At 59.3% G+C, this 19940-nt stretch carries 10 protein-coding genes; 8 read left to right on the top strand and 2 right to left on the bottom strand.

What is annotated here, in order from left to right; all coding sequences use genetic code 11:
* Window positions 1–184 precede the first annotated feature (184 nt).
* The 3 genes from AKG11_RS29720 (at window position 185) to AKG11_RS29710 (ending at window position 8215) form a co-directional block, all read left to right on the top strand.
* Window positions 185–1774 carry a class I SAM-dependent methyltransferase gene (locus AKG11_RS29720; protein ID WP_050746557.1) on the top strand — a complete coding sequence of 530 codons (1590 nt, stop codon included), beginning with the start codon at window positions 185–187 and terminating at the stop codon, window positions 1772–1774.
* Between the two features lie 220 nt (window positions 1775–1994).
* Window positions 1995–4304, top strand: a complete 2310-nt coding sequence (locus AKG11_RS29715) for a capsular polysaccharide export protein, LipB/KpsS family (protein ID WP_197284037.1) — start codon at window positions 1995–1997, stop codon at window positions 4302–4304.
* Between the two features lie 356 nt (window positions 4305–4660).
* Entirely contained in the window at window positions 4661–8215 is a 3555-nt protein-coding gene (locus tag AKG11_RS29710; RefSeq protein WP_082342801.1) for a calcium-binding protein, read from the top strand.
* Between the two features lie 78 nt (window positions 8216–8293).
* Here the strand turns inward: AKG11_RS29710 and AKG11_RS29705 are convergent, their stop codons facing one another.
* Both AKG11_RS29705 and AKG11_RS29700 read right to left on the bottom strand, forming a co-directional pair.
* Window positions 8294–8614, bottom strand: a complete 321-nt coding sequence (locus tag AKG11_RS29705; protein ID WP_053190917.1) for a hypothetical protein — start codon at window positions 8612–8614, stop codon at window positions 8294–8296.
* Between the two features lie 620 nt (window positions 8615–9234).
* Window positions 9235–10455: a replication initiator protein A gene (locus tag AKG11_RS29700; protein ID WP_050746553.1), complete on the bottom strand. Its 1221-nt coding sequence runs from the start codon at window positions 10453–10455 to the stop codon at window positions 9235–9237.
* A 202-nt stretch (window positions 10456–10657) separates the two neighbouring features.
* Here AKG11_RS29700 and cysD point away from each other — a divergent pair, with 202 nt between their 5' ends.
* Genes cysD through AKG11_RS29675 form a run of 5 tightly spaced genes read left to right on the top strand, consistent with a single transcriptional unit; the run spans window position 10658 to window position 19938 of the window.
* The gene (gene cysD / locus AKG11_RS29695; RefSeq protein ID WP_245293367.1) at window positions 10658–11560 is read left to right on the top strand and encodes a sulfate adenylyltransferase subunit CysD; all 903 of its coding nucleotides are present in this window, start codon (window positions 10658–10660) and stop codon (window positions 11558–11560) included.
* Window positions 11560–13461 carry a bifunctional sulfate adenylyltransferase/adenylyl-sulfate kinase NodQ gene (gene cysN, locus AKG11_RS29690; protein WP_050746551.1) on the top strand — a complete coding sequence of 634 codons (1902 nt, stop codon included), beginning with the start codon at window positions 11560–11562 and terminating at the stop codon, window positions 13459–13461. Before cysD ends, cysN begins: the two co-directional genes overlap by 1 nt.
* Before the next feature lie 46 nt (window positions 13462–13507).
* A complete protein-coding gene (locus AKG11_RS29685) occupies window positions 13508–14785 on the top strand; it encodes a capsular polysaccharide export protein, LipB/KpsS family (RefSeq protein ID WP_050746550.1) in 1278 nt (425 codons plus the stop codon).
* Between the two features lie 13 nt (window positions 14786–14798).
* Complete coding sequence (locus AKG11_RS29680; RefSeq protein WP_050746549.1) at window positions 14799–17495, top strand: tetratricopeptide repeat protein; 2697 nt, start codon at window positions 14799–14801, stop codon at window positions 17493–17495.
* A gap of 46 nt (window positions 17496–17541) precedes the next feature.
* Window positions 17542–19938: a capsular polysaccharide export protein, LipB/KpsS family gene (locus AKG11_RS29675; RefSeq protein WP_050746548.1), complete on the top strand. Its 2397-nt coding sequence runs from the start codon at window positions 17542–17544 to the stop codon at window positions 19936–19938.
* Window positions 19939–19940: the final 2 nt, after the last annotated feature.

Below are 19940 nucleotides of genomic sequence, written 5' to 3'. Positions count from 1 at the left end.
TGAACTCCATCGAATCTCGCAAATCCGAAGGAATCATAACCTGTTGAAATCACCCACCTCTTTTTGAGGCAGCCTCTTAGACAGACCTCATCAGCAAAATTGTTCTGAATTTTCGTTTCTACCGCATTCTCCGGCGCCGGACCGATATCGGTTCGGCTGGAAATGCTCCAGCAGGAGCCGAGCCGTGCAGATCGACATACTGGATTTCGGCCCGGCCATCATCTCCGGCCTCCTCCGGGAGGCTGGAGAGCGTCCGGTAAAACTGCAGCTGTTGGCCGACGGCATCCCGCTTGCCGGCAATTGGGGCATACCCGCACCGGACCAGGGCGGGCAGAAGTTCCGCTTCAACCTTTCCTCCATCTGGTCCTACATCGACAGTCAGGCCCGGCTACAGATCCGGGTAGGCGATGTTTTCGTGGACCTACCGACGTCTGATTTTGCGGGCATCCCGAAGTTCACTCTCGAGGATCTCAAGCAGAAACTGGAAGCCGGCCACGTCTTCAACGAGAAAGGCAAACTGCAGCTTTCGAAAACTGTCGATACAGTCTGGCAGAACAACATGTTCGCGCTGTTCGACGGTATGTCCGCCATTCTGGCAACAAAAGGCCTGAAACTTTTTGTCCTGTACGGCACGCTGCTTGGGGCCTATCGCAACAGCAACTTCATCGGGCACGACCACGATTTCGACGCGGGCTACATCTCGAACCATACGGATCCGGACAAGGTGGTGGCGGAAGTCGTCGAGATCGCAGAAGCCCTGTCACGCCATGGCTATCGCGTCGCATGCAAACTATCCTGCATCTGGGTGACCGATCCGAGAACCAATGTTACAATCGACATCTTCCATACCTATTTTGACGAGACCGGAAAGCTCCTGCTGCCCTTTGGAGTCTGTGGTGTAAAGCCCTTCATGAAAAGCGACTTCCGGGGCCATGTCGATATCGATCTGGCCAGCCGCAAGGTCGCGGCCGTTGCCGATACGGAAGCGCTTGTCGAGTATATCTACGGCCCTCACTGGAAGACCCCCAATCCCGGCCACAACTGGAACCTCGACAGGACGGAGAAGTTTCCGCAGGGCTATGCCAGGCCTTATCATCGCTGGAAGATCTACTGGACGGATTATTATTGCCACAACCCCAAGGCTCTTCCCCCCTCATCCTTTGAAGGGTTCGTTTCCCGCTCAGGCTACTTGCGGCGCAATGTCGTCGATATCGGATGCGGAGACGGTCGGGACAGCTTCTCCCTGGCGGCTATAAGGCCGACCGTGATCGGAATCGACAATTGCAGTGTCGCAATCGAGGCGGCCACGGTCCGTGTGCCGCCACCACCAAAAGGCGCTCTCCATTTTCTGCTAAATCTCTTCCGCCGGCGGCCGATCCTGTCCTTTGTGCACGGAGACATAACGGATCCCGAAACGCTCGAAAGCCTCCTGCGTGCGGCAAGGCCACCCAGGAACAAAGGAGGGCTCACGCTATACGCCCGGTTCCTGCTCCATGCGATCACGCGCATACAACAGGACCAGTTTCTCGAATGCGCCGCACGTGAACTGCAAGCAGGGGACACCATCGCCTTTGAATTCCGAACCGATCAGGACGAACCCCTGAAGAAGAACAGAAAGCTGGATGGCCGCCGCTTCATGCGACCGGAAGCGATTGAACGGCAGATGACGGAACTCGGCTTCCAAGTCGTCGAGCGGGAGGAGGGGACCGGTTTCTCGCCCCATCTCGGCGAAGATCCATATCTTTGCCGGCTCATTTTCGTGAAGGATGGCTAGCCTTCGACGCGAGCACGCCTCTGTGAACGATCTTGCGATCACGGGACAAGCGCAGGAACAGGCGCCATAAGAGTGATCGGGTTCGCCCCCCTTCAGCATCAGAACATTATGACGACCTGAGCACGGTTCCACACGAGGCGGTTTCCAGAAAGCCGGGGCTTATGGTAAGTGCGGCGCATCCCAAGATGCGCGGCCTTTAAATGAACACGGAATGAAGTGCATGGAACTGCCAGTTTTCTCACCGGCTCCGATCATCTCCCCGCAGAAAGTGCAAGACGTGCATCCCGAACCGCGCAAGCCTATCGGCACCTCAGACATTTCCATGGTGCTTTGTGTGCGCTGGCATGATGCAAACCCCTGGGTGATCGATCGCATCGCACTGATGGGGGAATATTATGCGCCCGCGCCCAAAATCGTCATCGTCGATTTCGGCTCACCCGCGCCCCACGCTGCCCGGATCCAGGCGGTTTGCGAAGACAAGGGATACACCTATGTCCATGTCGACGACACCGGCGTCTTCTCCCTTTCGACGGCACGGAATGCCGGCTTTGCGGCGGCCAATACGCCCTTCATCTATTTTGCCGATCCCGACTTCTTCAGCGAGAGGGACCATTTCGGCAGGCTTGTCGACATCATCAACACCATCGACGCCACCCGTCTCTTCGACCTCGTCCTCAACATTCCCGCCTTTCATCTTTCCGAGCCGAAGACCGATGGCTTCTTCGCGCTTGCCGATCTCGATGCACGATCGGACTACCTGAAGAAACTGTCCTTCTACAGTTATTTCGAGAACTTCGAGCCGAAGGAGGGACAATTCGTTGCCCCCTACAGCAATGTCTTCCTGATCGGCTCCAAGCTGTTTTCCTATCTCGGTGGCTACGATTCCAGTTTTCGGGGACATGGATCGGAGGATTTCGAGTTCCTGCTGCGCTACGGTCAGCATGCCAAGCACCTTCCCATGCCATCGGAGCCGACCGAAGATCGTTTCGGACCAGGCAAAGCCTCCTTCTTCCACCAAAGAACCTATAGCGGGTTTCGCCAGTTGTTCGAGGCGCTTGCCTTGCCGGCCGAATCCCTGGGGCTGAAGACCTTCCACCTCTGGCACCCGAAGGACAAGGGATCCGACTGGTACAAGAACAACGACTGGAAGCGCAGCCGCTTTTCAGAAGCGACCGAGGTCTATGTCGGCAAGGACGAGCGGCTGCTGGAGGTGGACTTCCTGCCCCGCGCAAGGAAACTCGCCTGCATCTGCAAGAACCGCCATCACTGGGGTTATTTCCTTCCACTGCGCCTTGCCGGTTTCGAGCTTGTCCCCGTTTTCGGTGAGGCGGACGAGGATATCGCCGCACTGACGAGCGGATTGACGGACGGCACGCTCGACGGCATTGCCATCTTCAACCCCTACATGAAGAGCCACAGCCTCTTTTCAGGCGCTGTCACGCTCGCGCGGCAGCTGGGCAGGGAAGTGGTGGTCATCGAACGCGGGGCTTTGCCGAACACCGTCTACTATGCCGAGGACGTCTCCTATGCCGCCCCATCCTACTCCCAGGCGGCGTTCGATCGCGACGCGTTCTCCCCGGCTGAACTTGCCGCTGCACAGACCTATATCGAGCGCCTGCGCGAAGGATCGATGACGCTGGAAGCGATGGACGGTTACGCTGCCACCGCCGAAAAATACGAGGGGGCGAAAAAGCCCGAAAAACCGGTCTGCCTGATCCCGCTCCAGCTCGACGACGACATGGCCGTCACCCAGTTCCTCAAGGGAGAGCAAAGCTACCACGATTTTGCTGCCAGCCTGCCGCGCCTTGTCGAGAGCAATCCTGACATGACGTTCGTCATCAAGCCGCACCCGCTTTCGAAGCTGGACGCCCTTCCGCGCACCGAAAACGTCGTCATCGCCGATCGCGCCGACAACATCCACTTCCTCATAGACCATGCCGACGTCGTGCTGTGCTACAATTCCGGCGTCGGGCTTCTGTCGCTGCTGCACGGCAAACCCACAATGACGCTGGGAAATGCCTTTTACAGCCTTTCAGGCGCAGGCTTTCACGCAACGTCTGCAGAGGAAGGGGTCGCCCGTTTCAAAGCGGGTGCCGTGCGTGCGCCGGATGACGCCCTTGTCCAAAAGATCGCCGCCTGGTTCACCCTGCGCAAATATTCCGAGTTCATCGCAACCGACCACATCGTCGAGTTCGAAAGCCGCAAGAGCCACGGCTACAAGGATATCATGATCACGACGCTGCGCTGGAAGGAGCACGAGATCGCTCTCGGCCGCCTGCGGCAGCTCGCTCCCTTCGGCAAGCGAAGCTACCTGGCCGCCCGCGCCAGCGTGATACGGCCCGTACCGGTGAAGAAACCCAAGAAGATTAGCCGCCTGCGCCGTCCCCTGATCCCTGTCGTACGGTTTTTCATCGGTCGTTTCAGCTCTCCGACCGCTCAGCGCAAATTCGACGCCGGCCCGGTCGAGTTCTTCCAGTCGCTGCGCAAGCCAGTCTATCGAACCCTGGGGCGACTTCTCTTTCCAGGGTAATCGAAGAGCAAATTGCCGGGCCAGGATGCCGCCCGGTTAATGTTGACTTTTGCAATCATAATATTTATTTGGCTTAGAAAGCGTGCTAGCAATAGCCACCCCTTAAATTCGGGTCGTTGAAGCGTCCGTACAGCGGGTATCCCCGTGCGCCGCGTGACCCTCTTCGGCTGTTTGGAAGGCTGCATATTATGCAGGATATATTCACACGCACCTTCCGCCATCCCATCAAGCCCATCCCGACTGGCCTCCACTGTCGGGCAAGCTGAAGAACACTCAAGCCAATTGCCTCGATCAGTTTGTAAACGCGCCTCCCGGACGGAGATCGGCGCGATTTTCAGTGTTGGGAAAGAACAGAAATGGCACAACTTCCGAAAACGATTAAGATAGATGCAAGCTCCAGCACAAGCGGAGTGAATTTCACGAATTTTGTTAGCCAATACCTCACCGATCTCGCAAAAATCGGAAGGAGTGGTGCCTATAATTTCTATGGGGGTACGGCAGATTCTGCCTATGGCAGCACGTATTACATGAACGGCGACCAACTTGCCTTCAGATACCAGAAGAGCGGTACAGAGACAGTTGATCGCATCGTCCTCGGCGGCGAAGAAATTTCTTACGACGGCATTCATCACGGTAGCTTCTACGGTCATGGCATATCTGGTTACGTCGATAGCCTGACATTTGGTTCCTGGGGGCCGGGCACCAAACCAGGTACAGGCGACCCACAGACAGCCCCTCTGACCGGTCTTGTCGAGACGCTCAAAATTACGGGACTTGATCTTTACGTGAAGCCGGGCACAGGTCCCGCAACTACAACCCCTACGTTCAATGTCAATGCCCTTCACTCCCTCTACGACGCCCTGCTGGCCGGCGGGGAAACAGCAAGCAGGGCCATCAATGAGCTATTGGCCAAATACGCCCAGCACTTCATTGGTTCGACCGGAAACGACACATATGCGGGCACAGACAACAATGATACAGTTGATGGAAAGGGCGGGGACGATGCAATAGACGGTGGGCTTGGTGACGATACCGCCGTCTATTCTGGTAACCGTGCGAACTACACCCTGACCGAAGGCCAGGATGGTGTCTGGACAATAACGGGCGCTGACGGCGTGGACACGCTGAAGAATATCGAATACGTCCGCTTCGCCGACCTGACCCAAGATCTTAGCAAGCTCACTGATAACGAAAACCATGCGCCGACGGGTCTGGAGCTGGGCACAAACGGAGTGGTCTGGGGAACCCTCAAGGTCGGCGGTTCCATCGGCACGCTTTCCGCTAGTGATCGTGATGCCGATGAAGTCTTCACCTTTGAGCTTGTCGACGACGCGGACGGGCACTTCTTCGTTGACGGTGACCAGATCAAGCTCGCAAAAGGCCTGACGACGACAGATAGTCGCACCGTGACCGTCCGCGTCACCGACAAGGCCGGGAACTCATTCGAAAAGGTTTTGACCCTCACCGTAGGTGGCACCGTGGATAACGATGCTCCGACTACGCCTATCCTGACGAACGCGACCCCGAACCCACTTGAAAACGTGAAGGTGAACACGGTCGTCGGAACTCTTTCCGCGACGGACCCGGAAAACCGGCCGTTGACCTATACGATCACCAATGATGCCGACAAGAAGTTCCGCCTCGTCACAGAAGGCGGCGAAACGAAACTGGTGATCGGCGGTGCACTCGACTTTGAAACGAAGACGACCCACAGTGTGACGATCAAGGTCTCCGATGGCGAGAAGGAGTCTACCGAGACCTTCACGATCAATGTCGCGGATATCGATGAGGCGCCGTCCGCACCAACACTTTCCGGCACGAGTATAGCCGAGAACTCCGCCCTCAACACGGTCGTCGGGACGCTTTCCTCAAGTGATCCGGAAGGCAAGAGCTTGACCTATACGCTGACGGACGACAGCGGCAAGTTCAAGCTTGTCCAGGACACGCTTGACTACGAAACAGGCCCCCGCACCTATAGCGTAAAGGTCGGAGCCTTCGATGGCGTCAACACAACGGAAAAGACCCTCACGATCAACGTCACCGACGTCTATGAGCCGACGGACCTGACGCTTTCCAAAGAGACTGTCGATGAAGATGCCGCGATCGGCACGGTCGTCGGCACCTTCGCGGCAACCAATCCCGAAAACAAAACACTGACCTATCAGCTCAGCGATGATGCCGGCGGCAAATTCAAGCTCGTCCAGGACGGAAGCCAGTGGAAGCTCCTCGTCAATGGCACGCTCGATTACGAAACGGCGACGAGCCATGACGTGACGGTCAAGGTTTCTGATGGGACCAATACCGAGACAAAAACCTTCACGGTCAAGGTCGGCGATGTCGCAGACGGAACGGACCAGTCGCGCGGAACGGTGACACTCGACGGTTCCGGCTCGGCCGGTATCGATTTCGACGCCTTCCTGGTCGGCCAGTTCCTCAAGGGTACCACCCTTGAAGGTTATCCGGGGCTGAACAACAACAACAAGGAAATGTTCTTCAGCTACGGCTCACAGTCTACCTCAAAATATGCGCTGGCCTTTGGTGCTTTCGAATATGACATGGCGACCCACAAGATCACGGGCAAGATCGATTCCGTCGAGTACGGCACCCGCGGAACCGGTTCGTTCGGCACCAACAATGCCTTTACCGGGGGGAGCGTACAGCTTCGCATCAGCGGGCTCGATCTCACCAACAGTGCCGGCAGCGAAGCTCTCAGCTTGTTCTCGAAAGTCCATATGGCCGGCAACAGTGCTACGACAGCAGATTTGGCACTCTACCTGCAATACCTGAAGCAATATGCCCAGAACGTCGTCGGTTCGAGCGGCGCTGACACCTATGTCGGCACACGCTTCAACGATACGGTGAAGGGCAATGGCGGCAATGACAAGATCGACGGCGGTCTCGGCGATGACACATTCGTGCTGAACGGTGCAAAGGCCGACTACACCTGGGTCGAGAACAAGGACGGCACCTGGACGGTGACGGACAAGCGCACCGGCAGCAGTGACGGCGTCGATACGATCAAAGGCATCGAGAAGCTGAAATTCTCTGACGGGACCGTCACGATCGGCGAACCCGAGGTCTCCGATATCATCGAGGGGACAGCCGGAAACGACTCCCTTCCGGGCACCAGCCGCTCCGACCGGATTCTCGGCCACGCCGGCAATGACAAGCTCTTCGGTCAAGGCGGCCACGATGTTCTGAACGGCGGAGAGGGGAGTGACCAGCTCTTTGGCGGAACCGGCAACGATCAGCTCTATGGCGGCGCTGGCAAGGACATCCTTTACGGCGGCACGGGCAATGACGAACTTTTCGGCGGCGCCGACAACGACCAGCTCTTCGGTGGAACCGGCAAGGATGTCATCTATGGCGGCGCTGGCAAGGACATCCTTTACGGCGGCACGGGCAATGACGAGCTCTATGGCGGTGAAGGCAACGACGACATCTATGGCGGGACCGGAAATGACCAGGTCGAAGGTGGCGCGGGGAACGACAAGCTTCGTGGAGGCGACGGCAACGACGTCATTTCTGGTGGTGCTGGAAACGACCGGCTGGTAGGTGGCAATGGTGCCGATCTGCTCTCCGGCGGCGCAGGTAAGGATGAATTCGTCTTCAACACGCTCGCCAACTCGACGGTAAAGACGTCCGGTCGCGATACGATTCTCGATTTCAACGGTAAAGCCGGTGATCGTATCGACCTTTCAGGCATCGACGCCAATGGCAAGGTTTCTGGTGACCAGGCCTTCTCCTTCGTCGGTTCGGAGCAGTTCTCCAAGACAGCCGGTGAGCTTCGCATCGAGAAGACGGCGTCCGACACCTTCATCTATGGGGATGTCGATGGCGACGGAAATGCGGATTTTGCCATCCAGGTGGCTGGCAGCACGACCTTCCTGAAGGACTACTTCGTTCTGTAAGCCCACCTTAAAACGGAAGCGCCGCCCCATAGGGGCGGCGTTTTGTCCTTCTGAATATTTTGACTTCTAGCCGCGCTCTCAGCTTTGCAGTGGGACAGAGCTCTCCTTCTGCTGGCCCTCATTTTGCGCAGGCGGCCCATTCTTTGGCGGCATCGAGGAATGGACCCAAAGGATATCCCGTTCCATGGTGAACTGAAATCGCCGGGGATGAGGGTGCGTATCGCTGACCCCTTGCATATCGTTTATCGCATCCAGGAAATCCTTGGGCGCGATCTTCACATAGTGCCCGCCCAGAACGTCGAGGCTGACATACACTTCTGAAACCGATTGAGCGGCGATTTTCATTTCCCAGAGGAACCGCCAGCTCTTTTCCGGTTCGCTTGTCTGTTCCTGGTTCATCTTGTGCCTCGTATCATTGCTGCCTTGGGGAGGCAGCTGTCATATTGCTCGGCTCTCAAGGCCATTGCATGGCAGTATAGAAGGCGTTGCCCTTCTCAGCGAAGAGTTATCCATTGCCTCATTCAAATTCAGCAAGATTCAGGACAGCGCCAAAAATCCAATTTTGCCATGAGGCTCTGCCAAAATTTTACGACCTTTCGGTACCCATTTCGGAGAGTTTTGCCGACAAAAATCATGAATTATCTTTTGAAGTGAGGCTGACAGCCTCGTTTTAGGTGGTTTTATTAGTTTTAATAAGTTTTAGACGCAAAAAGTGTGTTTTTCTGATTTTTAAACAATAGCTTACTTCCGTTAGATGTCGGTGATGTACGGTTTGTCGTCGGTAATGTACGGTTTGTCGTCGGCGATGTACGGAAAATTGTCGGCGAAATACGGTTTTCGACAAAATTCCGTCATTTGCCTCAGAGGATGCGCGGGGAAACTTGTCGTCGGCGATGTACGGTAGACCGACAAATTTTTGTCGTCGGTAATGTACGGGGCGGGGACAAATTTTTGTCGTCGGTGATGTACGGCGAGCTGTTGATTTTTGTCGTCGGCCAAGTACGGAGCCACGACAAAAATTAGAGTTCGGCGAGGAGAGGGGAGAGCGGCAGGTCGCCTTCGTTGCGGTAGCGCATGCGCAGCATCGATCCGTCCTTGCCGTCCTCGAGCGAAAGATCGTATTCCGGCATCGGGAAGGCGAGGGTGCGGGTGACGAACTCCCGGAGGTCGTAGGAGAACTTTCGCAGTTCCTGGGTGGAGCCGCTGCGCTTGTAGAGCTCCTTCAGGCTGTAGATCGCCTCGCTCTTGCCGGCGGCCTTGCGCGCCAGGCGGTAGATGAAGCGGCCAAGGCCGGAGCTGATCAGGAAGTAGTCCTGGTGGAGTGTGAGGAGGGGCAGCGTCCGCTCGTTGCGCACCACGCTGGTATAGACCCAGTCGGGGATACTGATCTCGATCGTTTCGATGCGGTTGGCGCCGGTGCGGCTGACAACGCTGTAACCGCTGATCATCGGGCGGCTGTCGACCTGGCGGCGCTTGCCGCCGGAGAGGTTGACCATCTTGATCGTGGTGTTGGCGAGCCGGTCGAGCGCGGCCTCGAGATCCTCGTAGGATTTACCGCCGTCCGAGCGCCGGCAGAACTTCAGGATGTGGGAGGCGCTTGGACGGTAGGTCTTCGGCGGCAGGCTTGGCCTTAGACCCTTTGCCTCGCTGCTGCGATAGTTTTTCACCTCGTCGGCGAGATAGGAGACCATGTTGAGGAAGATGTCGTAGTCGAAGACCGTCGCAAGGCCCGTTTCTGCGCCGCCTTCGATGGTGATGAGGCTGTCCTTCAACTCGTATTTGATGATGCCCTTGTTCGCCTTCTTGCTGAGCGAGAAGGGGGCGACGTCCATGAGGTGCACGTCGTCCTTCAGCGGCGCGTCGTAGATCGTCGGCACGAAGAACATCAGCTGGGCGTCATCCTGCGGCGCGGTGCGCAGGATGCGTTTCGGCGTCGTCTCCTGCATCAGGGCTGCGGTGACGTCGGCCTGGATGGATTCGTTACGGATCGCTTCCCCGAGGCGGGACAGCAGCATGTCCATCTTGCTGTCACCGAGGTTCTCCAGCTTCAGGTCGGCCCAGACCCGGCGGCTGTAGTAGCGCCGCAGCCGGCTGAGGGCGTCCTTGTCGAGCTTGATCCGTTCCCGCTCGTTCTGGTCGGCATATTGATCGGCGAGTGTCTGCAGATAGGTATTCTTCTCGTGCAGAGACAGGTCGCTGAAGTCAGCGCGTGTCATCATGGAGAAGCGGGGAGCCTTCATGTCCGGATTGTCCTGTCTTCGGCCCGCTCTCCGGCCTCGGGGTCGGGAAGGGCGTATGTCGTGGCGAGATATAACCAACAGGGGGCCTTTTCCGCCAGAGCAGATAGGCGTCTCCAAGCAGCGGTTCGTCAGAAAGCCTTTTGCTATCGTGCGGACGTTGTGCAAAGAGAGCGGGATGTTCAATGGACCATCGGAGCACGCATTGACGTCTCTTACTCACCTCCAGCGACTGGAAGCGGAGGCGATCCATATTTTTCGCGAGGTCGCGGCGACCTTTTCCAAGCCGGTCATGCTCTACTCGGTGGGCAAGGACTCCTCCGTCATGCTGCATCTGGCGATGAAGGCCTTCTATCCGGCAAAGCCGCCCTTTCCGTTCCTGCATGTCGATACGACCTGGAAATTCAAGGACATGATCGCCTTTCGCGACCGCATGGCGGCCGAACTCGGCTTCGATCTGCTCGTCCATGTCAATCCGGAGGGCGTCGAGCAGCAAATCTCGCCCTTCACGCACGGCTCCAGCATCCACACCCATGTGATGAAGACGGTGGCGCTGCGCCAGGCGCTCGACAAGTACGGTTTCGACGCGGCCTTCGGTGGCGCCAGGCGCGACGAGGAGAAGTCGCGCGCCAAGGAGCGCATCTTTTCTTTCCGCAACGCCGCCCATGCCTGGGATCCGAAGAACCAGCGCCCGGAAATGTGGAAAACCTACAATACGCGTGTTGCACCCGGAGAATCGATCCGCGTCTTTCCGCTTTCCAATTGGACCGAACTCGATATCTGGCAGTACATCCTGAAGGAGAACATCCCGATCGTGCCGCTCTATTTCGCGGCGCGGCGTCCGGTCGTCGAAAGAGACGGCATGCTGGTCATGGTAGACGACGAGCGCATGCCGATCGGTGAGACCGACACGGTCGAGGACCGCCTCGTGCGCTTCCGCACGCTCGGCTGCTATCCGCTGACCGGCGCGATCGATTCCGATGCGGCGACGCTGGAGGATATCGTGCGGGAAATGCTGACGGCGCGGACCTCCGAGCGCCAGGGTCGGATGATCGACAAGGACGAGGCCGGCTCGATGGAGAAGAAGAAGCGCGAGGGTTATTTCTGATGGCGACCGTCGCTTCGGACCTTTCCGCAAAGGGGATTGCCGATTATCTGCGCGAGCAGGAGAACAAGTCCCTGCTGCGTTTCCTCACCTGCGGCTCGGTGGACGACGGCAAGTCGACCCTGATCGGCCGCCTGCTCTACGACACCAAGCTGATCTTCGAGGACCAGCTCGCCGCGCTCGAGCGCGACAGCAAGAAGCACGGAACGGCCGGCGACGAGATCGATTTTGCGCTGCTGGTCGATGGGCTGGAGGCCGAGCGCGAGCAGGGCATCACCATCGACGTCGCCTATCGCTTCTTTGCCACCGATCGGCGGAAGTTCATCGTCGCCGATACACCCGGCCATGAGGAATATACCCGCAATATGGCGACAGGCGCCTCGACGGCAGACCTTGCCGTCGTGCTGATCGATGCGCGCCAGGGCATCCTGCGGCAGACCCGTCGCCATGCCTATATCGCCTCGTTGCTCGGCATCCGGCATATCGTGCTCGCCGTCAACAAGATCGACCTCGTCGGCTACGACCGGGCGGTATTCGACAAGATCGTCGCGGAGTTCAGGGCCTTTGCCGGCGCACTCGGCTTTGCCACGATCCAGCCGATCCCGCTGTCGGCCCGTCACGGCGACAACGTTACCCGCCGCTCAGAGAATACGCCTTGGTATCAGGGGCCGCATCTGCTCGAGCATCTGGAAACGGTTCCGGTCGAGGAGGCTAACCGCGAAAAACCCTTCCGGTTCCCGGTCCAGTACGTTTCCCGCCCGGATCTCGATTTCCGCGGTTTCGCCGGCCAGGTCGCCTCCGGCGCCGTCGCCGTCGGTGACACGGTGATCGTCGCCAAATCCGGCCAGTCGACGCGGATCAAGGAGATCGTCACCCGGGATGGTTCGCTCGATCGCGCCATGGAAGGGCAGGCGGTGACATTGGTCCTCGAGGACCAGCTCGAAGTCTCGCGCGGCAACATTCTGGTCGCCCCCGACGACCGACCGACCGTTGCCGACCAGTTCCAGGCGCATGTCATCTGGTTCGATGCGAACCCGATGATCCCCGGCCGCAGCTACATCCTGCGCACCGAAACGGACAGTGTCGAGACGACGGTGACAGCCCTCAAATACGAGGTCGACGTCAACACCTTCGCCCATCTCGCCGCCAAGGCGCTGCACATGAACGGCGTTGCGGTGTGCAATTTCTCGACCCGGGCGCCGATCGCCTTCGACAGCTACGCCGCCAACCGTGTGACCGGCAACTTCGTCCTGATCGACCGGATGAGCAACCGGACGGTCGGCGCCGGCATGATCGATTTCGGGCTACGCCGGGCCGACAATGTGCACTGGCAGGCGATGGAGGTCGACCGCACGGCGCGGGCGGTCCTGAAGCACCAGAAAGCCGCGGTCGTCTGGTTCACCGGACTTTCCGGCTCCGGCAAGTCGACGGTCGCCAACCATCTGGAAAAACTGCTGCATGCCGAAGGCCGCCATACCTACATGCTTGACGGCGACAATGTCCGCCATGGCCTCAACAAGGATCTCGGCTTCACCGCCGAGGACCGTGTCGAAAACATCCGTCGGGTGGCCGAAGTCGCCAAGCTGATGACCGATGCTGGTCTCATCGTGCTGGTCTCCTTCATCTCGCCCTTCCGCTCGGAACGGCAGCTTGCAAGGGATCTGATGGTCGAGGGCGAGTTCATCGAGGTGTTTGTCGATACGCCCATCGAGGAATGCGCGCGGCGCGATCCGAAGGGGCTCTACAAGAAGGCGCTGCGCGGCGAGCTCGCCAATTTCACGGGCATCAGTTCGCCCTATGAAGCGCCCGAAAACCCCGAAGTGCACCTCGAGACCGTCGGAACCGAGCCGGACGAGCTGGCGATGCGGATCCACGCGGTTCTGGAAAGCCGGATGGGGGGATGATCGACCGCATCCCGGCGTTGCGCCCGGATGTGGAGACGATAGAGCGATGGCGACCGACGCACCGAAAATCCCGACCTTTGCGCTCCATATGAACGGCTGGAAGCGGGCTGTCTTCCAGTCCTTCTTTCCGGAACGGCGCTTCGTCTATCTGCCGCTGAACGTCACGGCGGAGGCGTTCGAGCGCAAATGGATGGCGCGCATCGCGGCGACGAGGGGGGCGGAGGTCTTCATCTGGGGCCACAATCTGCCGGCCAATCTCGAGACCTTCGTGCGGGACCGAGGCATCCCCTGTTTCTTCATCGAAGACGGTTTTCTGCGATCGAACCGGCCCAACGCTGCGCGTACGCCGCCCCTGTCGCTCTCGCTCGACAGCCGCCGGCCCTATTTCGACAGCCGGGGGCCATCAGACCTGGAAGTGATGCTGGAGACGCATGATTTTTCCGGCGATCCGGATCTTCTGGAACGGGCGAGGGAGGGCATCCGCCTCATCGTGGAAGGCGGCCTCAGCAAGTACAACATGGTGTCGAGCCTCTCCCTTGCGGACCTGCTCGGGGAGAAGACGAAGCCGCGCGTGCTCGTCATCGGCCAGGTCGAGGATGACGCCTCCATCCTCTATGGATGCGACCGGAAATTTGGCAACAACGACCTCGTGCGGCTCGCCGCCGCGGAAAATCCGGGTGCCGAAATCCTCTACAAGCCGCATCCGGATATCCTGAACGGCGTGCGCGACGCCCAGTCGGATCCGCAGGAGGTCGCCCATCTCTGCCGCATCCTCAGGGAAAAGATTCCACTCGCCCGGTCCTTCGAAACGATCGACAAGGCCTATGCGATCACCTCGCTCGGCGGCTTCGAGGCGCTGCTGCGTGGCATTCCGCTGACCGTGCTCGGCTGTCCCTTCTACGCGGGCTGGGGCCTTACCGACGACCGGCAGCCCAATCCTAGGCGCACGCGTCGGCGCACGGTGGAAGAGGTCTTCGCCGCCGCCTATCTTCGCTATCCGACCTATTTCGAGCCGGTGACGGGCGCGCGTTCCACATTCGAGCAGACTGTCGAATGGTTGAAGCTGCGCCTTGAAAACCCGGAAAAATACCGGAACGAATTTGGCGATGCCAAGCCGGATGAATGGCGGCCCTGGGGCGCTTATGGCATCCTCGGCTGGCGCCACCTTTTGCCTTTCATCCTCATCCCCCTCATCGGGTGGGGCGGCAACAGGAGGCTCGTCGAGAAATACAGGGCCAATCCGATCCGCTTCTTCCGCGAGAGGACATCTCTGAAAGCGCGCATCGTCGGACGGGTCCTCTATCCGTTCGACGCACGGAAATAGAGGAGGTCGCGTCTTGTTCGAAAAACCGCTCATCACGGCCGTCATTCCCGTGCGTCTCTCCGCCGACCGGCTTTACGACGAGCCCGAGCGCATCGCGCGGATCATTGCGACACTGCCTCAGGGGTATGCGCCGCTTATCGTCGATTACGGCACGCCGGTGGAAAGAGCGGGAGAGCTGCGCGATCTTGCCGCCGCGACGGGAACGCGGCTGGTGCGCGTGGAAACGGGCGATGCCCCTTTCAGCGTCGGCCATGCGCGCGACATCGGCACACAGCATGCGCAAACGCCGCTGGTCCTCTACCACGACATCGACTTCCTCATGTCGCCGCGCAGCTACGAGCGCGTGCTGGAGGAGACGCGGCTGCGGGGCATGCCCGACAATGCCTACACCTTCTTCGCTTTGCCCGGCGCCTACATGACGGAGGATTTCACCCGGCGTTACCTGGATCTCTTCGCACGCAGGGAGGCGGCCTTCGCTGATACGCTGCTGCATGACGGGGTGATGCGGGACGACAGGACGGTCTACCAGAATCACACCTATGCGATCTCGGCGATCGTCGCCAGCCGCTACCATCTCCTGGCGATCGGCGGGCACGACAAGAGTTTCGTCGGCCATGGGGCGGAGGATTTCGAGCTTCTGCACCGGCTCGCAAGCTACGGGCCGAAGGGACCGCGCACGGGCAATTATTATCTCAACACCCGCCGCAACGCGATCCAGCGCTATGAGGGGTTCCGGGCCTATTTCGCGCTCTATGGCATCGACGTCTTCCAGCGCGGCCTGCAGATGGCTCATCTGTGGCACCCGCAGCGCGAGGATGCGAGCTATGTGACGCCAATGACGGAAAACCAGGAGCGCGTCTCCGGCATCATGGAAGCCTATGATACCGGTGCGTCCTGGCTCCTGCCCATGGAAGACCTGCATTCCCGGGAAAAGACGCTTGTCCTTGCCGAGGAAGATGCTCCGGCCCTCCGGGCGCTACGGCATGCTTTCCCCGCCTTCGGGCATTATCGGATCCGGCAGGAGGGGGATTTCGCCGATAGCGACCTGCTGAGCCGCACCCTGGATGCAGAAGGGTTTACCCGGATCCTTTTCCTCGACCCCTATGGCAATGACCATCGCTGCTCCCTGTACAAGGGCCTCAAGGCGGCGGGGCGGCGTCTTGTTGTCTGGGGGCAGGGTGGGCTGCCGGGAAGCTGGTTCTTCGATCCAGAAGGGTTTTGTGCTGACAGTGCCTCGTATGCGGCGGCGCGTTGGGACAAGCCTCTGGACGAGGCTGCCCGGCAGAGGGTGTTGGACTGGCTGGAAAGCGAAAAGCCCACACTTGCGGAGGACACCGAGGTGGCAGGGCCAGCTCTCGCCGAACGACTTGGTATCGGCGGGCGGCGGATGGTGCTTGTGGATATGCAAGACCTGGATGGCGGAATGGCCCGCGCCTTCGCTGGCCCTTGCGGTGGGGCTGATACATTCAAGGACTGGATCGCTTATCTCGCAGATGTGCTTGATCCGCAGACCTATCTCGTTGTGGCAAAATGCACGCCAGGCGCCGCCGTCGCTGATATGGCGCATGTCCTCTTCGTGGAGGAGAACGAGGAAGCGGCCGATCTGATTGACTTGGCTGCGTCGGTCGTCGTTCTCAACTCCGGTCTCGGTCTTGCGGCGCTTGCAAAAGGCAAGCCCGTGATCTGCTGCGGCGAAGCCTTCTACGCCCAGCCCGGCCTTGCGTGCACGGTTTCCGAAAGGGAGGCGCTGGTCGCGGCTGTCAAGGAGGCCTCCTTACCGGATGAGGACAGGCGGCTGAGCTTCCTGCGCTACCTGACCGAGGATTTCTATTCGTTCGGCGTTGCCGATCAGGTTCCCTCCAGCGCGGGAGGGACGACAAACCGTATCCTTTTTTCCGTCATCCGCGGACTGACCGAAGCTCCCATCGCTCTGGGGCAGGTTCCGGGAAACGTTTCTCTCAAGGCACCGCTCTATTTTTCCTTCGGTGGCCGTGAGGGGGTGCAGGAAGAGACGAAGGCTATCAATACATTCATCCGCATGGGAAGTGCGGCCTGCGAGAAAGGCGAATATGACGAAGCGCTTCGCCTGTTTGCGATTGCCAACCGGCGGCAGCTTGCCAACAAAAACCTGTCCCGTGCCATGACCGAAGCGGGCAAGGTGGCGCATGCAGCCGGCGAGCGTGATGAAGCTGCGCGGCTCTTTGAGACCGCACGCCGATGGGTTCCCGATGGCAGGGGTGCCGCGCGTACGCTCATTGAGCTGGCGAAAGCCGTGCGTTTGGCGGGAGATTACGAGGATGCCGATCGCCTCTTTGAGATTGCCCATCGCTGGCTTCCGGAGGATCGGAATCTCCATAAACTCCTCCTCGAAACCGGCGTCCAGCGGCATGGTGGTCCCCTCGCCGACTGGATGATTCTGCCGGCCGGGAAACTGAGCGAAAAGGCACGGGAAGCCTTCGCCGCAGGCGATTACAGAAAGGCAACGCAGCTTTTTGAGGCCCTACGTACGCGCGAACCCGATGAGGTCGAGCACCTGCGATGCCTAGCGGAATGCTATCTGAAGCGCGGTGCGGACGCTTTGGCGCTGGAATGCCTGGATGAGGCTTTGAAGCGCTTGCCCGAAAACAAGCGGCTGCAGCGCAGGAGGCGGGATGCAGCCTTGCCGCAATGGCTGCGCCGGTTCTTTCCAGGCCGGCCTTTCCTGCCCTGATGAAAGCGGCGGTGGGTGTGTCTTTCTTTACGACCAAGGATGACGAATGAGTTCCGCAGAAACCTCCCCCGGTAGAACGGGTGCGCCGATCGGCGTGCAGGACATCACCATGGTGTTCTGCGTCCGCCTTCATGACGGCAATCCCTGGATTGCCGACCGACTGGATGCGATGGCTGAATACTACCAGCCTTGCCCGCCGATCGTTGTCGTGGATTTCGGATCGGAGCCCTCGCACCGAAACGCCATTGCAGCCATCTGCACACGACGCGGCTATCGCTATCATTTCGTCGATGATCCAGGTGTGTTCTCGCTGTCGCTTGCCCGTAATATCGGTGCATCGCTGTGCGCTACGGATTTCATTTACTTCTGCGATCCTGATTTCATCAGTGAACGCGATCTCTTCCAGCGGCTGGCGGAGACGGCGAGCGCGCTCGATATGCGCAATGTCATCGACGTCATGCTCAATCCGCCGGCCTTTCATCTTGGGGCCGCCGAGACGCAGCAGCTCGAAAGCCTTGGCAGCGCCGAGCAACAATCATTCCTCCTGCGTAAATTCGCCTTCACGCTGAACTATTCCGAGGTGAGCGGCCCAGATGAGCGTTATGTCGCGCCCTATTCGAACGTCTTCCTGATCAGTCGGAAGATGTTCTCCCTCGTCGGAGGCTATGATCCATCCTTCCGTGGGCATGGATCTGAAGATTTCGAATTCCTGCTGCGCTTCTGCCTCCATGCGGGCCTTCTGCCTTTACCGGAGGAGCCCGAAAAGGACCTGTTCGGCCCGCTTAGGGCCAATTTCTATCAGGCGCGGCCCTATGTCGGCTTTCGCAGGCTCTTCGAGCTGCTTTCTCAGCCGACGGAGGGGTTGGGGCTCAAGGTTTTCCACCGGCACCATCCTCGCGCGAAGGAACAGGCGTGGTATGCGTCTGGCGACAGGAAACGGGAGAATTTCCTTTCCGCGGCGCAAAAGTATCTCGCCGATCGCACAAGGTTGCTGTCGATCGACCATCTCGACCGCAAAAAGACAATTGCCTGCCTGTGCAAGAACAAGGACACGCTGGGCTATTTCCTGCCGCTCCGGCTTCTCGGCTACCGGCTCGTTCCCGTCCTCTCCGACAAGGCGGACGCGGTCGGCGAAATCCTTTCCGGCCTTGAACAGGGCCGGATCGACGACATCGCCATCTTCAATCCTTACATGAAGAGCCACGCCGCCTTCCGCCCGATCTTCGACAAGGCCAAGGCGCTCGGCCGGCACACGATTGTCATCGAAAGGGGCGCCTTGCCGGAGACGATCTATTATGACGAGGACGTCTGCTACAACAGCGAGCGCTTTTCCGAAGCCGCCTTCCTTGCGGAAACGTTTTCCACCGAAGAACTGGAAGATGCCCGGGCCTATGTCGACGACCTGCGCGGGGGCGGCAAGACCCTCGAACAGATGGGCGTTTACGAGGAGACGGCCGCAAAATACCGCCATCTCCAGGACGACCGCCGCCTCAAATGCTTCGTGCCGCTCCAGCTGGAAGACGACATGGCCGTCACCCTGTTCCTCCGCGGTGAACAATCCTACCCGCAGTTCCTGGCGTCCCTGGCGTCTTTGGTGGCTGACAATGCCGACGTCCTCTTCATCATAAAGCCGCACCCCCTGTCGAAGACAGACCTTCCTCTTTCAAGCCCGAACGTCGTCACGGCGGAAAGAGATGACAACATCCATGCCCTCATCGACAGCGTCGATGCCACGCTCTGCTACAATTCTGGCGTCGGCCTTCTCTCTCTCCTGCACGAGACGGTCACGATCACCCTCGGCAACGCCTTCTACAATCTCGCCGGGGCAGGCTATCGCGCGCCCTCCGCCGCCGCTGGCATTGCCGCGCTGAAGAAGGGAGAACTTGAGCGGCCTGCGCGTGACCTCGTTCTTCGCATCACCGCCTGGTTCATCCTCAGAAAATATTCCCGTTTCCGCGCCACGGACCACATCGTCGAGTTCCAGACCCGCAAGAGCCACGGCTACAAGGACATCCGCGTGACGGAACTGCGCTGGAAGGATGCGGCAGAGCGGCTCGGCCGCTTGAACGAGATGGTGCGCTTTTCCTGGCTGAGTTATGCCGGAGCTAAAATGGCGCCGACGCGATTTATGGGTGAGCCGGATCCATCAAGCGCCGAAGCACTCAGCATGTCCGGCTTTACCGCCTATCGGGAAGGTCGTTATGGACAGGCGGCAGAACAACTGGTCCAGGCTTTCGCGCTGAAGGAGAGCCAGCCGAACCTCTTGCGCCACGCGGCCGAGGCTTATCTTCTGGCTGGCGACCGGAAAGCGGCGGTTGCGGCCCAGAAAGCGGCGCTTGCCCGCCTGCCGACCAACAAGCGCGTGAAATTGCGCCTCTGGATCATGCGAGCGCCGCTCCTCGGCGTCATCCTCGGTCAGCAGCGGTTCAAGCGCCCGCAGTAAGC

The sequence above is a fragment of the Shinella sp. SUS2 genome (assembly GCF_001262505.1).
GTDB lineage: Bacteria > Pseudomonadota > Alphaproteobacteria > Rhizobiales > Rhizobiaceae > Shinella.
The sequence above is the reverse complement of the archived record's forward strand: the minus strand, read 5'-3'. Positions and strand labels throughout refer to the sequence as shown.

Bases quoted from the DNA above. Each gene is read 5' to 3' on its own strand.
- AKG11_RS29715 (WP_197284037.1), top strand. From the start codon at position 1,995: ATGGAACTGCCAGTTTTCTCACCGGCTCCGATCATCTCCCCGCAGAAA.
- AKG11_RS29710 (WP_082342801.1), top strand. From the start codon at position 4,661: ATGGCACAACTTCCGAAAACGATTAAGATAGATGCAAGCTCCAGCACA.
- AKG11_RS29705 (WP_053190917.1), bottom strand. From the start codon at position 8,614: ATGAACCAGGAACAGACAAGCGAACCGGAAAAGAGCTGGCGGTTCCTC.
- AKG11_RS29700 (WP_050746553.1), bottom strand. From the start codon at position 10,455: ATGAAGGCTCCCCGCTTCTCCATGATGACACGCGCTGACTTCAGCGAC.
- cysN (WP_050746551.1), top strand. From the start codon at position 11,560: ATGGCGACCGTCGCTTCGGACCTTTCCGCAAAGGGGATTGCCGATTAT.
- AKG11_RS29685 (WP_050746550.1), top strand. From the start codon at position 13,508: ATGGCGACCGACGCACCGAAAATCCCGACCTTTGCGCTCCATATGAAC.
- AKG11_RS29675 (WP_050746548.1), top strand. From the start codon at position 17,542: ATGAGTTCCGCAGAAACCTCCCCCGGTAGAACGGGTGCGCCGATCGGC.